Origin of the sequence: Pseudomonas sp. LS44 (assembly GCF_024730785.1) — a bacterium.
Taxonomy (GTDB): Bacteria; Pseudomonadota; Gammaproteobacteria; order Pseudomonadales; family Pseudomonadaceae; genus Aquipseudomonas.
The window spans coordinates 2,063,928-2,077,948 of sequence record NZ_CP102830.1; the positions used below are offsets into that span (position 1 = coordinate 2,063,928).

Sequence of the window (14,021 nt, forward strand, 5' to 3'; positions counted from 1 at the left end):
TCATCAAGTTGGGTAGTGCAGGCTTTGGCCTATCTATGGTGCATCGATGCTTTGAGTGAAATAGATTCTCATTTATATTCGCCTGCTCTCACCCTCTTCGAGGGTACTCGCTCGCTTCCGCCATGCAGGTCCTCGTGCAGTTCGACCCCGTCAAGCCATCGCTCCTCGCCGCATTGGTTCGTCACTATGACGAACTGGTGGAGCACGTGCGTCGGCGTTTTGGGGATCATGGCTTTGCTCGCGAGGTCATTCATGACCTGTGCGTTCAGTTGCTGGAAAAGCACGAAAAGGACGGCGTGCGTTCTCCATTGGCGCTGTTGCGCAAGGTCGCACACGACAATGCCATCACGCGCTACCGCAGTGAGCGCCGCCGGCAAGCGTGGGTCGTGGCTGTCCCAGAGCTGCCAGAGGTCGACAGCGGAGCTCCTACTCAGGAGCGTCACTATGGCGCAGTGCAGACGCTGGAGCACCTCACCGAGGCCATCGCGTCGCTGCCGCCGCGCTGCCAGATGGTGTTCGTGATGCACAAGCTGCATGAACTGCCTCAAAGCGAGGTGGCTGAGCGCCTGGGGATCTCGTTGAAGACGGTGGAGAAGCATCTGCGCTTAGGGATGGCGGCCTGCCGAGCCAAACTCGGTTATGAGGTGGCGCTATGAGCGATGCCCCGCGAAAACCGAATGAATTCACCCAAGAGGACGAGGCGATTGCTTCGTTCCGCGAGGAGTTGAAGAAGCGCTTTCCTCTTCCAACACCTCAGTCACGGCCCAAGAAGCGCGCGGCTGGCGCCGCCCTAGGGCTGCTCCTCCTCGGTCTGTCAACTGGATTGGCATGGTTCGATCCAGCATATCGCATCGAGGATTACGCCAGCGCGGTTGGCCAGCGACAGACCCTGCAATTGGCGGACGGCAGCCAGGTGCTGCTGGACAGTGCCAGCAAGCTGGTAGTTAGTTGGCATTTACGCAGTCGGCAAGTCGAATTGCAGGCGGGGCAGGCGCTGTTTGACGTGGCACCGATGCGCTATCGCCCGTTCCTGGTCGACGCCGGTACCGCAGACGTGAAGGTGGTCGGCACGCGCTTCAATGTAAGTCGGCGGTCGAACGATGTGTTGGTGACCGTTGCCGAAGGCAAGGTTGCCGTGCACGGGCATGCCGCCCCGACCACCACGTTCCTTGAACCAGGTCAGCAGCTGCGCGTACACGCCGGTTTGCCCGATCAGGCAATACGGGTCAACGTTGAGGATGTCATCGCTTGGCAGGACAACCGCCTGGTATTTGAGAGCACGCCGCTGAGCGACGTGCTCGAGGTGGTCCAGCGTTACCATCCGGCCCCGATTCAACTGGTAGATCGCAGTCTGGCCGGCCTACCGATTTCCGGCGTATTCGATAGCGAGCATGTGGACAGCCTGATTTCACTGCTGCCCAGCATCCTGCCGGTCAGCGTGTCCACCGGCGCCGATGGTGCCGTATTGATCCGCGACCGAGCCGGAAAAAAATAATTCCTCAACTGAAGGTAGGGTTGTACTCGCTCTGTGGCGGCTATCTCCATGAACCCCCTTATTTCATGGAGAACCAGAAGTGAGTCAGCCCCTACGGCGTGCGCCACTGCATCTGTCCCTGTTGGCCAGTGGCCTGCTGATCAGCCTTTCGTCCCTGGCGCAATCCGCTCCCGTCGAGTTCGACGTTCCAGCCTCATCGCTGGAGAAGTCACTGAATGCGCTGGCGCGGCAATCCAATGCACAGATTCTGTTTGCCAGCGACGCTACGGCGGGCAAGGCCGCGCCTGCACTTCGCGGGAGCTACACGCTGCTCGAAGCGCTACAGCGCTTGCTGGGCAATAGCGGGCTTACCGTTCAGGAACGCGATGAGCACACCTTTGTGGTGGTACCCAGCCAGTCTCAGCCGCTGGATACCGCGCCGGCCGAAGAGGCTGCGATTGAGCTCAACGCCATGGAGGTGACTGCCTCGCGCACCAACAGCAACCTGGTGCCGCAGGCGCGTCAGGTGGATGTCATCGAGCACGAGCAGTTGCAGCAGCTGCGCCAGGGCTCTGATGGTCTGGCCGGCCTGCTGGCGAAGGCCATTCCAGGGATGGCCGACTCCAGCCGCACCGTCACCGATTATGGCCAGACCTTGCGTGGGCGGACCATGCTGGTGCTGGTCGATGGCGTCCCGCTGAATACCAATCGCGATTCATCGCGCAACCTGGCAAACATCGACCCAGCGCTGATCGAACGCGTCGAAGTCACCCGCGGCAGCAGCGCCATTTACGGTGCCGGTGCCACTGGCGGCATCGTATCCATCACCACTCGCCCGGCCGGCGGTGAGCCGCGCGCCGAGACCAGCCTGACAGCAACGTCACCGCTGACCCAGCTGGACAATGACGGTTTGGGTGGACAGCTGCAGCAGCATTTTTCCGGTTCACAAGGCACCGTTGACTACGCGTTGGATTTCGGTGCCCGGCACATCGGTGCGTCCTACGATGCCAACGGCCATCGCATTGCACCGGAGCCCAGTCAGGGTGACCTGTTCGATTCGAACGCCTACAACATCGGCGGCAAGCTCGGCCTGCGCATCGACGACGTACAGCGCGTTCAGCTATCTGCCAGCCACTACGATGCACAGCAGGACACCGACTACGCCTCCGACCCTTCCGTCGCACGCCTGCCAGCTGGCTCGGTCCCGGCACGTCCGATCAAAGGGCTGTCGCTGGATGAGCAGAACCAGATTAAGAACACGCTGGTCAATCTCGAGTATGCGCATGAGGAGGTGCTGGGCGGCAACATGAACGCCCAGCTCTATTACCGGGACTATTTCACCCGCTTCAATCCGTTCGACGCCCGCGCGGTGGCCACGCGCGGTCGTAACGTCGACCAGGTGATGCAGAACAGCGAAATTTTCGGCAGCCGCGTGACGCTGCGCACTCCTCTGGGCAATCAGGGAGATACCGAACTGGTCTGGGGTGGCGACTTCAACCAGGAGCGAAGCGACATGCCGATCGATATCTTTGACCCGCGCGCCTACGATGCCAGTGGCGGCACGGTGTTCAACAAGATCGGCAAACTGACCTACATGCCCGACCTGACCACCCGCAGTACCGGTGGGTTCGCCCAGCTGCAGCACAAGCTCAACGAGCAATGGTCTTTCGATGGTGGCCTGCGTTACGAGTACGCCACCGCCGAGTTCGATGACTTCATTCCGCTCTCGGAATCTGCGGCTGTTCAGCCAGTGACCGTGCAAGGCGGCGAGGCGCACTACGACGCAGTCCTATCCAACATCGGAGTGATTTACTCACCGGTGGCCGGTCAGGAGCTGTATGCCACCTTCAGCCAAGGCTTCCAGTTGCCCGATATCGGTGTGCAGCTGCGTAATGCTCGGCGGGGCTTCGACATCGACTCCTCGAACCTGGAACCGGTGAAAACCAACAACTATGAACTGGGCTGGCGTGGTGCCGTTGGTGAACAGACCCTGGCCTCGTTGGCGGTTTTCTACAGCACCTCCAAGCTAGGGGACGTGCAGAGCTTCAACAATGGCCTGATCCTGACTCGCACCAAGGAACGAATCCACGGCGTGGAAGGCGGTGCCGACTGGTTGAATAGCGACGAGAGCTGGGGCGCCGGCGGCACCTTCACCTGGATCAAAGGTCGCGAGAAACCAGACGGTGGTGATTGGCAGGACATGACCGGCTACCGCATACCACCGCTTAAGCTCACCGCCTATATCCAGTACCGACCGAACGACGCGTGGAGTAACCGTCTGCAGGCGACCTATTTCGATGGCGAGGACTACCGGCTAGATGGAGTAACGAGTTTCGGGCGTCGCGAAGTCAGCGGATACACCACCGTCGACCTTATCAGCGAGTACCGACTGAGCGATGCCGACCAAGTCAGCGTCGGCATTCAGAATCTGTTCAATCGCGACTACTACCCGCTTTACAGCCAGCTGATGCGCAACAGCAACAACACCAGCCACCTACCAGCCCCCGGCACGGTGCTGACGGCAAGCTATACCCACCAGTGGTAAACCTCGCCGCCCGCACGGGTGGCTCGCCGCTCCTCAGCCAAGTGGCTCGACCAGTCGCCTTGCACGGCTGGTCGAGGAGTGGCGCCTCAGCGCTGCTTCCTGATACGTGGAAAACCCACGCTGGCGCTCAATGGCAAATCATTGGCATCGTCTGACAATTGCCCCTGCCCGCGTTCTGGCATGTTTTCAGGTAACTGCCGGAAGGCATCACGATAACGTTGAAAGGTGTGGGCATGAGCAACCAGCAGAGTGACGGCGTTAGTCGCCGCAAGTTTCTCCAGAATGCCGGCGTAGTCGGTGCGGCCGGGGCGGTGGTGGCTGCCGGCGCGGTGTCGCTCGGCTCGGCGGTGGCCGGCGACAAGCGCGGCGCCAAGCATGCCGATTGCGATTACGACGTGGTGGTCATCGGTGGTGGCTTCGCCGGCGTGACCGCGGCGCGCGACAGCATGAAGAACGGCTACAAGACGGTGATCCTCGAAGCGCGCAACCGTCTCGGCGGGCGCACCTTCAGCAGCGAGTTCGCCGGCCACAAGATCGAGCTGGGCGGCACCTGGATTCACTGGACCCAGCCCTTCGTCTGGAGTGAGGTGCAGCGCTACGGCCTCAAACTCAAGGAAACCCCCGAGCCGTTCGTCGAAGACAAGCAGAGCATCCGCATCATCCACGACGGCAAGGCGATCGAGCCCAAGCTCGAGGACCTGATCAGCATCTCCAAGGCGATCAAGGACTATTTTGCCGACGCGCCCAAACTCTGGGAGCGTCCCTACGACGCCAAGCACACCTGGAAGGAGCTGCTCGCCGTCGACAGCCTGAGCGGTGCCGATCGCCTTGCCCAACTGCAGCTCACCCCGCTGCAACGCTCGTTTGTCGATGCTTACATCGCTGGTATTGCACATACCACCAGCGATCGCGCCTCCTACGCCGATGTGGCCCGCTGGTGGTCGCTGCCGGGCTGGAACATGACCGCGTTGGTCGATTCTGTGGGCCGCTACAGCTTCAAGGACGGCACCATCAGCCTGATCAACGCGATGGTCGAGGAAGGCAAGCCGGAAATCCGCCTGTCCACTCCGGTGGTCAAGGTCGAGGATCAAGGCAAGCGCGTGCTGATTACTACCGAGCAGGGCGAAACCATCAGCGCAGGCGCGGTGATCGTCGCCGTGCCGATGAACGTGCTGCCGCGCATTGCCTTCACTCCGGCGCTGGACCCGGCGCTGATCGAGGCGGCGAAGGAGAAGCACTCCGGCAGCGGGGTTAAGGTGTTTGTCCGTACCAAGGGCAAGCTGCCGGACGACGGCAAGCGCCTCGGGGCGGCCGGTTCCGAACATCCGCTCAACTTGTTGGTGACCTATGCCAAGGGCGAGGATCACACCATCTTCGTCGCCTTCGGTGCCGACCCGGAGAAGCTCGACATCCAGGATCGCGACGCCGTGCAGGCGGTGGTGAGTTCCTTCTACCCGGATCTGGAGGTCGAGGAGTGCTACGGCTACGAGTGGACCCTTGACCCGTATGCCAAGGGCACCTATTGCAGCTACAAGCCGAACTGGCTGGGCAAGTACTACGACCACTTCCAGAAGGACCGTGGCCGGGTGCTATTCGGTCAAGGCGACCATGGCGAAGGCTGGCGTGGGTTCATCGATGGCGCCATCGGGGCCGGCGGCCAAGCCGCCAAACGGGCCCAGAAACTGCTAGGCTGACGCTGCAAGTCGATGGCCGCGCAGCCGGCCATCGACTACTGCTGGTGCTGCTGCCGATACTCGCGGGGCGTCAGTCCCGTCCAGCGCCGGAACGCCCGGCTGAACGAGCTGGCCTCGTTGTAACCCAGGCGCATACCAATTTCGGTCAGGCTCAGCGACGAGTTGCGCACGAACTCGATGGCCCGTGCCTGGCGTACCTCCTCGACCAACTCGTTGAACTCCACTTCCAGTTCGCTGAGGCGCCGCTGCAGGGTGCGCTTGCTCATGCACAGCTGCGTGGCCACCTGATCCAAGCCCACTTTGCCGCCTTTGAGATCGGCCTCGATGGCCAGGCTGATGCGCATGGCTAGATCGCTGTCGGCCATGCGTCGCTTGCGCTCTTCCTCCAGGCCCGGCAGCAGCGCCTGAAACAGCCGGGGATCTGCCGTCACCAACGCTTCGTCGAGCATCGCCGCGGGCCAGACCAGCGTATTGCTGGGCTGCTCGAAGCGCAGTGGGCATTGGAACGTCTGCTGATGCAGGGTGATGTCCGCCGGCTGCGGGTGGGCAAAGTCGACTCGCAGGAGTTCGAATTTTCTCGCAGTGCACTCCCGCAGCCGGGTGTACAGCACGGCCAGGGCATATTCGGCATCCTGGCGGCGGTCGGTGATGCTGGGGTCGGTGAGGCGATAGGAGACTTCCAGCTGGTTGCCACTCTGCTGCCAGCTCAGCTCATTGGCCTGGGCGTGGACGATCATGTAGCGACTGCCGAAGTCGAGCAGCGCCCGCACGGTAGCCGCGCTGCGCGCGGCGTGGCCGAAACCGCCGAGCAGACTGCCGCCGGCCGGGCCGCCGAGCAGACCGAGGCCCAGCCGCAAGCCGAGATTGGGATCGCATTGCGCCGCGGTAATTTCCAGCAAGGCGGTGTACTGACTCAACGGGATCTTCGCCTCGGGACGCTCGAGCACCTCCGGCGACAGGCCCGCCATACCGAGAAACGGTCGAAACACCTCGGCGTGATGCAGCAGCAAGGCTTCGGCGTAAACGGTGTAATTCAAGCGAGACATCTTCGTTGCCCTCCTCGGGCGGCCCGTCCCCGCCGTCTGACTCGATGCAGGGCTGGCGACAATGCCACGGTACGCCACAGATTGCACCGCGTTCACTGCGCGCGGACAAGCCGGATCGGCAATGGCACTCAATGGCAAAACATTGGCACCTGCCGACAAGCATTACACCGGTGCCTAAGAGACTGTGCGGTGAATAATCCGCCGCCCCTCCGGAGCTTTCTATGTATCGCAAATGGTTCTGCCTCCTGGCAAGCATGCTGCTCAGCCTTTCTTGTCTGGCCCAACCCGCGCAGCCCAACATCGTGGTGATCCTGATCGACAACCTCGGTTATGGGGAGCTCGGCGTTTACGGCGGTGGGGTATTGCGCGGCGCCGAGACCCCGCGCATCGATCAGCTCGCCGCCGAGGGTGTGCGCCTGACCAACTTCAACGTCGAGGCGCAGTGCACGCCGTCGCGCTCGGCGCTGATGACCGGGCGCTTCCCGATCCGCTCCGGGACTTATCGCGTGCCCAGTGCCGGCGGCCCCGATGGTCTAACCCTGTGGGAGCAGACCCTGGCCGAGCTGTTGTCCGCGCGTGGCTATGCCACCGGCATCTGGGGCAAGTGGCACCTGGGCAGCAGCAATGCGCGCCTGCCCACCCAGCAGGGCTTCGACGAGTTCTACGGTGTGCCGCGTACCTACGACGAAGCCATGTGGAGCAATGCCGACGACACCAACAGTCTATGGCCGGCGGTGGGCAGCAAGCAGGGCTGGGACGAGACGCTGGTACCGGCGCCGTCCATCCTTGAGGCCCACCGGGATGAGGCGCCGCGCAAGGTCAAGAAGCTCGACCTCGCCAGCCGGCGCACGCTGGACGAGGAAATTGCCGATCGGGCGACGACCTTCATCAAGCGCAATGCCGAGGCCGGCAAACCGTTCTTCGCCTTCGTCTCGTTCTCGCTGATGCACATGCCAACGCAACCGAACCCGGCCTTTGCCGGTAAAACCGGCAATGGCTCCTGGGCCGATGCCCTGACCGAGATGGACTACCGCACCGGGCAGGTTCTCGATGCCCTGCAGGCGGCCGGCATCGCCGATAACACCCTGGTGGTGTTCGCCAGTGACAACGGCGGCGAGGCCGTGCACCCGTGGATCGGCGCCAACGGCCCGTGGCGCGGCACCTACTTCACCGCCATGGAAGCGTCGTTGCGCGCGCCGTTTATCCTGCGCTGGCCGGGCCAGACGCCGGTGGGCAAGGTCAGCAACGAGGTCGTGCACATCACCGACCTGTACACCACGCTCGCCCACGCCGGCGGTGCGCAAGTGCCCACGGATCGCGCGGTAGATGGCGTCGATCAGTTGGCCTTTCTCACCGGCAAGCAGCAACACTCCAATCGTGAAGGCTTCCCAGCCTACGTTGCCGATCGGCTGTCGGCGGTCAAGTGGCGCAACTGGAAGCTGCATTTCTTCCTTCAGGAAAACATGTTCGATCCCGCACTGCCGCTGTCCAGTCCGCGCCTGCACAACTTGCTGACCGACCTGCGCGAGGAAGACAACGTGATCATTCAGAACTCCTGGGCGATGCACCCGATTATGCGCATCGTCGGCGGCATCAAGACCAGCCTCAAGCAGTACCCGCCGATCGAGCCCGGTACGCCGGACCCCTATACTCCGCCCAAGTAACATCCTGCCACCGCCGATTGGCACGCCATGACAAGTCATTGGCGTGCCACGGCGATTCAAAAAACGTTCCCGCTGCCACCTTAGCTTCACCTCAAGCGCAGCCGAAAGGAACGTTCATGCACTCTCTGATACGCCCGCTGTTCGGAGCCTTCGCTCTGGCCATGAGCTTCGCCAGTCTGGCCGCCGAGTGCGATGTCGGCGCTGGCCAACAGGCCTTCCAGACCAAATGCGCCGCCTGTCATGCCCTCGACGCCGATCACATCGGTCCGCACCTCGCCGGTGTGGTCGGCCGGCCCATCGGTTCGGTGGTGGGCTTCAACTATTCGAGCGACTTGGCCGGGGCGAACAGCACCTGGACCGTCGAGCAGCTCGATCGCTGGCTGACCGCTCCCGCAAAGATGTTCCCCGACACGGCAATGGCTTTTGGTGGCCTGCGCAAGGCTGAAGAACGGCAAGCAGTGCTCTGTTTCCTGCAGCAACACAGCTAGCCGTCGGCGGCGCAACCCGCCGCCCTCGGAATCGTCCAGCTTGCTGACAGGCTCGCCAGGATCACAACAACAAAAAAAGGACCTCCCAGTGCATAAACCACACTTCCAGCGCTACCTACTGGCGACCGCGATTTCCATGGCTTCCTTCGGCGCCCACGCCGCCGCCTTTACGGTCGGCGAGCTGCAGGGCCAGTTCGACTCGGCCCTGTCGGTCGGCGCCAGCTGGGCCACCGAAGACCCCAGCAGCAAGCTGATCGACGGCAGCAACGGCGGTCGCGGCTTTTCCTCGTCCGGTGATGACGGCCGTCTGAACTTCGAGAAGGGCGAAACCTTCTCGAAAATCTTCAAGGGCGTGCACGACCTGGAGCTGAGCTACGGCGACACCCGCGCCTTCGTGCGCGGCAAGTACTGGTACGACTTCGAGCTCAAGGACGAAAGCCGGCCGTTCAAGCAGATCAGCGATGACGGTCGCGAAATGTCCGCGCGCTCCTCCGGTGCGCAGATCCTCGACGCCTTCATCTCGCAACGCTACGAGCTGGCCGAGCACCCCGGCGACCTGCGTGTCGGCAAGCAGGTGGTGAGCTGGGGCGAAAGCCTGTTCATCGGCAACTCGATCAACTCGATCAACCCTCTCGATGTCGCTGCGCTGCGCCGTCCGGGCGCCGAGCTCAAGGAAGGCTTGATCCCGGTCAACATGATCTACGTCGCCCAGGGCTTGACCGAGAACCTGAGCCTCGAGGGCTTCTACCAGCTGGAGTGGAAACCCTACGCACTGGATAACTGCGGCACCTTCTTCGGCGCCGATCCGGTGGCCAAGGGCTGTAACAACAACCTCAACGGCGGCATGGCCGGCATCGCGCCGCTCGAACCGATCGCCGCCGCCGCGGGCCTGGGCTTTGACGTCACCGACCCGGAAGGGGTGGTCATCCGCCGCGAACAAAACAACGATCCGCGCGACAGCGGTCAGTACGGCATGGCGTTGCGCTGGCTGGGCGATGGCGTGGAGTACGGCGCCTATTACCTCAACTATCACTCGCGCGCGCCGCGTTTCAGCCTGCGCACCGCCAGCGGCGTGACCGACTTCATCAACAACGACCCGGGCTTCGCCGCGCTCGGCGACCCCGACCTGCAATTCGCCCTTGGCCTGGCGACCGGTGCCGGCAACACCAGCTACTTCCTCGATTACCCGGAAGACATTCATCTGTATGGCGCCAGCTTCGCCACCGAGCTGCCCACCGGCACGGCCTGGAGCGGCGAGATCAGCTACCGGCCCAACGCGCCGATCAGCATCAACACCGCCGACCTGTTCGGTGGCGCGCTGAACCCGACCTTCAGCGCCCTCACCGGCGGCGCTGTCCTCGAACCGACCGTGCGGGCCGAGGAAGGCCAGGTCCTGCAGGGCTGGAAGCGCAAGGAGGTGACCCAGGCGCAGACCACCTTCTTGCATCTGTTCGACCCGGTGCTGGGGGCCACTTCGCTGAGCCTCGCGGTTGAAGTGGGCCTCACCCATGTTGGTGGCCTGGAGTCGCTGGAAACTCAGCGCTACGGCCGCGACTCGGTATACGGCGACATCGTCCAGGGCGGCCGCCACGGCTACTACACGGCGAACTCCTGGGGCTACCGCGCCTTCACCAACCTCAAGTACAGCGACGTGTTCGCCGGGGTGAACCTGGCACCCAACCTGTTCTGGTCACACGACGTCGACGGCTACGGCCCGGTGTTCAACCAAGGTTCCAAGTCCGTTGGCCTGGGCCTCGATGCCGACTACCGCAACACCTATACAGCCAGCCTCAGTTACACCAACAACTTCGGTGGTGATTTCAATACCGACGTCGACCGTGACTTCGTTTCGCTGAGCTTCGGCGTGAACTTCTAAGCATTCCCAGGAGCAAAATAATGAATAAATTCCTGCAAAACAGCTGCATCCTGGCTTTGAGCCTGCTCGCCGGCCAGGTGATGGCAGCGGTCTCCGCCGACCAAGCCGCCCAGCTCGGCACCACCCTCACCCCGCTAGGCGCGCAGAAAGAAGCCAACGCCGACGGCAGCATCCCGGCCTGGACCGGCGGGCTGCCGAAGGACGCTGGCGCAGTGGCGGCCAACGGCTTCCTGGCCAACCCGTTCGCCGGCGAAAAGCCGCTGTTGGTGATTACCGCAGCCAATGCCGCGGAATACCGGGACAAGTTGACCGATGGTCAGATGGCGATGTTCAAGCGCTACCCGGACAGCTATCGCATTCCGGTCTACCCGTCCCATCGCACCGCCACGGTGCCGGCCGCCATCCAGGAAGCAGCGCGCAAAAGCGCGCTGCAGGTCGAGGAGGTCAACGGCGGGGATGGCCTGGCCAACTTTGCGCAGAGTGGCTACTACGCCTTCCCGATTCCGAAGAATGGCGTCGAGGTGCTGTGGAACCACGTCACCCGTTACTTGGGCGGCAACTATTCGCGCAGCTACATCCAGGTCACCCCGCAGGTGAACGGTGCCTACACGCCGGTACGCTTCTTGGAGGAGCAGGTCTATCCGGAACAAGTCGCCGATTTCCCGGCGGACAAGAAGGGCAGCATCCTGTACCTGGTCAAGCAGCGGGTGACCGCGCCGGCGCGTCTGGCCGGCACCGCCGTGCTCGCTCATGAGACGCTCAACCAGATCACCGAGCCGCGCCTGGCCTGGATCTACAACGCCGGCCAGCGCCGCGTGCGGCGAGCGCCGCAGGTCGCCTACGACGGCCCGGGCACCGCTTCCGACGGCTTGCGCACCGCCGACAACCTGGACATGTTCAACGGCGCCCCGGACCGCTACGACTGGAAGCTGGTGGGCAAAAAGGAACTGTATATCCCGTACAACAGCTACGCGCTGGAGTCCCCGGCGCTCAAGTACGACGACATCATCAAGGCCGGCCACATCAATCCTGAGCACACCCGCTACGAGCTGCACCGGGTCTGGGAAGTCGTGGCGACCCTCAAGTCGGGCTCCCGGCACATTTACTCCAAGCGCCACATGTACCTCGACGAGGACACCTGGCAGATCGCCGAGGTTGACCACTATGACGGTCGCGGGCAGTTGTGGCGCGTCGCCGAAGGCCATGCGCTGTACAACTACCAGCAGCAGACTAGCTATCTGGCGGTCGAGGCGCTGTACGACCTGATGTCCAGTCGCTACCTGGCGCTCGGCATGCGTAACCAGGAGCCGAGCACCACGACGTTCGGAGTGGAGGCGAAGTACTTCGACTTCACCCCGGCCGCCCTGCGCACGGACGGTCTGCGCTAGCCGTCACTCTCGAGGGTAAGAGGTAAGTGAGACCAGTGGCCGTGCGAGGGCAAACCTCCACGGCCACTTTGCCATTCTGGCGCGGCGCCCGTGCTTGACGCGACGCCCCCCTCGGAGGGAGGGGTGTCCGCGTTACCCGGCCCTCCTACTGTTCAGGCCCTAGGGCAGGGTGGCTATCGCTGCCCGGCCATTAATTCGATTCGAACCGGAGACGCCGATATGGCTCGTATAGGAAAGCTGCTGTGTGCCTTGGCACTGGCAGGCGCAACAGTGAGTGCGCATGCAGCGGACAAACCCAACGTCCTGGTGATTTTTGGCGATGACGTCGGCTACTACAACCTGAGTGCCTACAACCAGGGCATGATGGGTTACGAGACGCCGAACATCGACCGTATCGCCAACGAGGGCGCGTTGTTCACCCACGCCTACGGCGAGCAGTCCTGCACCGCCGGCCGTTCGGCTTTCGCCCTCGGCGAGCACCCGTTCCGCACCGGCCTGCTGACCATCGGCATGCCCGGCGCCCAGCACGGCATCCCTGACTGGGCGCCGACCATCGGCGACGTGATGAAACAGCAGGGCTACACCACCGGCCAGTTCGGCAAGAACCACCTGGGCGACCGCGACAAGCACCTGCCGACCAACCACGGCTTCGACGAATTCTTCGGCAACCTCTACCACCTGAATGCCGAGGAAGAGCCGGAGGGCTACTACTATCCGAAGGATCCGGCGTTCCGCAAAAAATACGGCCCGCGTGGGGTGATCCATAGCTATGCCGACGGCAAGATCGAAGACACCGGCCCGCTGAACCGCAGGCGCATGGAAACCGTCGACGGCGAATTCGTCCAGGCCGCCGAGAACTTCATCGACAAGGCGCACCAGGCGGATAAACCCTTCTTCGTCTGGTTCAACAGCACACGCATGCACAGTTGGACCCACCTGAGTAAGGACTACGACGGCAAGACCGGCATCGGCCTGTACCCGGACGGCATGCTCGAGCACGACGACCACGTCGGCCGGCTGCTGAACAAGCTCGACGAGCTGGGCATCGCCGACAACACCATCATCGTCTACACCACCGACAACGGCGCGCAGAAAGCGACTTGGCCGGATGGCGGCAGCTCGCCGTTCCATGGCGAAAAGGGCAGCAGCAACGAAGGCGGCCACCGCGTGCCGCTGCTGGTTAAGTGGCCGGGCGTGCTCAAGCCGGGTAGCCATTTCAACAACATGATCGCTCACAACGACTGGATGCCGACCCTGGCCGCCGCCGCCGGTGCCGCGAGTCTGGTCGCCGAGATGGCCAAAGGCAGCGAGCTGAATGGCAAGCAGTTCAAGGTGCACTTGGACGGCTACAACTTCCTGCCGTTCTTCAAAGGTGAGGCCAAGGACAGCCCGCGCGAGGAGTACTTCTACTTCTCCCAGGCCGGCGAGCTGAACGCGCTGCGCTGGAAAGACTGGAAGGTCAGCTTCGCCCAGACGGAAGGCTCGGTCGGCTCGGGATCGCGCAAGGTCACCAACTGGCCGCAGATCGTCAACCTGAAGGCCGACCCGTTCGAAACCGCGCAACGCGAATCCAGCCTGTTCACCCGCTGGAAGGGCGACCAGATGTGGTTGTTCGTGCCGGTTCAGGCGCAGATTCAGGCGTTCATGGCGACCATCCCGCAGTACCCATTCCAGGAGGGCGTCAGCCTGAATCCGGCCAACATCAGCTATCAGAGCCTGGCCGTTAAGCAGGCAATGATGAAACTGCAGAAGCTGGCGCCACCTGCCAACTAAGCGAGTGGTTCTCCAGAAAGCCGGGCCTCGCCCGGCTTTTTTATGTCTGTCGAACGCCCAGTTATGTCCCCCG

At 62.9% G+C, this 14,021-nt stretch carries 10 protein-coding genes; 9 read left to right on the forward strand and 1 reads right to left on the reverse strand.

What is annotated here, in order from left to right:
* The first annotated feature begins 134 nt into the window (after positions 1-134).
* The 4 genes from NVV93_RS09250 to NVV93_RS09265 all read left to right on the forward strand — a co-directional run bounded on the left by NVV93_RS09250 (position 135) and on the right by NVV93_RS09265 (position 5,713).
* On the forward strand, positions 135-656 hold the full coding sequence (locus tag NVV93_RS09250) for an RNA polymerase sigma factor (protein ID WP_258254324.1): 522 nt from the start codon (positions 135-137) through the stop codon (positions 654-656).
* Positions 653-1,495, forward strand: a complete 843-nt coding sequence (locus NVV93_RS09255; protein ID WP_258254141.1) for a FecR family protein — start codon at positions 653-655, stop codon at positions 1,493-1,495. The genes NVV93_RS09250 and NVV93_RS09255 overlap by 4 nt, the downstream gene beginning before the upstream one ends.
* A gap of 79 nt (positions 1,496-1,574) precedes the next feature.
* Positions 1,575-4,019 (forward strand): TonB-dependent receptor, encoded by a 2,445-nt coding sequence (locus NVV93_RS09260; RefSeq protein ID WP_258254142.1) that lies wholly within the window; start codon positions 1,575-1,577, stop codon positions 4,017-4,019.
* Positions 4,020-4,252: 233 nt separating this feature from the next.
* The gene (locus NVV93_RS09265) at positions 4,253-5,713 is read left to right on the forward strand and encodes an NAD(P)/FAD-dependent oxidoreductase (protein ID WP_258254143.1); all 1,461 of its coding nucleotides are present in this window, start codon (positions 4,253-4,255) and stop codon (positions 5,711-5,713) included.
* Between the two features lie 35 nt (positions 5,714-5,748).
* Here NVV93_RS09265 and NVV93_RS09270 read toward each other — a convergent pair whose 3' ends face one another.
* On the reverse strand, positions 5,749-6,759 hold the full coding sequence (locus NVV93_RS09270) for an AraC family transcriptional regulator (RefSeq protein ID WP_258254144.1): 1,011 nt from the start codon (positions 6,757-6,759) through the stop codon (positions 5,749-5,751).
* A 221-nt stretch (positions 6,760-6,980) separates the two neighbouring features.
* Here NVV93_RS09270 and NVV93_RS09275 point away from each other — a divergent pair, with 221 nt between their 5' ends.
* The 5 genes from NVV93_RS09275 to NVV93_RS09295 all read left to right on the forward strand — a co-directional run bounded on the left by NVV93_RS09275 (position 6,981) and on the right by NVV93_RS09295 (position 13,948).
* Positions 6,981-8,423: an arylsulfatase gene (locus NVV93_RS09275; RefSeq protein ID WP_258254145.1), complete on the forward strand. Its 1,443-nt coding sequence runs from the start codon at positions 6,981-6,983 to the stop codon at positions 8,421-8,423.
* 116 nt (positions 8,424-8,539) lie between these two features.
* The gene (locus NVV93_RS09280; RefSeq protein ID WP_258254146.1) at positions 8,540-8,911 is read left to right on the forward strand and encodes a cytochrome c family protein; all 372 of its coding nucleotides are present in this window, start codon (positions 8,540-8,542) and stop codon (positions 8,909-8,911) included.
* A gap of 136 nt (positions 8,912-9,047) precedes the next feature.
* Entirely contained in the window at positions 9,048-10,787 is a 1,740-nt protein-coding gene (locus NVV93_RS09285; RefSeq protein ID WP_258254325.1) for a DUF1302 domain-containing protein, read from the forward strand.
* A 20-nt stretch (positions 10,788-10,807) separates the two neighbouring features.
* Entirely contained in the window at positions 10,808-12,175 is a 1,368-nt protein-coding gene (locus NVV93_RS09290; RefSeq protein ID WP_258254147.1) for a DUF1329 domain-containing protein, read from the forward strand.
* A 219-nt stretch (positions 12,176-12,394) separates the two neighbouring features.
* Positions 12,395-13,948: an arylsulfatase gene (locus NVV93_RS09295; RefSeq protein WP_258254148.1), complete on the forward strand. Its 1,554-nt coding sequence runs from the start codon at positions 12,395-12,397 to the stop codon at positions 13,946-13,948.
* Positions 13,949-14,021 lie beyond the last annotated feature (73 nt).

Coding starts and splice junctions, on each gene's coding strand:
- NVV93_RS09290 (WP_258254147.1), top strand. CDS start 10,808: ATGAATAAATTCCTGCAAAACAGCTGCATCCTGGCTTTGAGCCTGCTC.
- NVV93_RS09285 (WP_258254325.1), top strand. CDS start 9,048: ATGGCTTCCTTCGGCGCCCACGCCGCCGCCTTTACGGTCGGCGAGCTG.
- NVV93_RS09295 (WP_258254148.1), top strand. CDS start 12,395: ATGGCTCGTATAGGAAAGCTGCTGTGTGCCTTGGCACTGGCAGGCGCA.
- NVV93_RS09280 (WP_258254146.1), top strand. CDS start 8,540: ATGCACTCTCTGATACGCCCGCTGTTCGGAGCCTTCGCTCTGGCCATG.
- NVV93_RS09275 (WP_258254145.1), top strand. CDS start 6,981: ATGTATCGCAAATGGTTCTGCCTCCTGGCAAGCATGCTGCTCAGCCTT.
- NVV93_RS09265 (WP_258254143.1), top strand. CDS start 4,253: ATGAGCAACCAGCAGAGTGACGGCGTTAGTCGCCGCAAGTTTCTCCAG.
- NVV93_RS09270 (WP_258254144.1), bottom strand. CDS start 6,759: ATGTCTCGCTTGAATTACACCGTTTACGCCGAAGCCTTGCTGCTGCAT.
- NVV93_RS09255 (WP_258254141.1), top strand. CDS start 653: ATGAGCGATGCCCCGCGAAAACCGAATGAATTCACCCAAGAGGACGAG.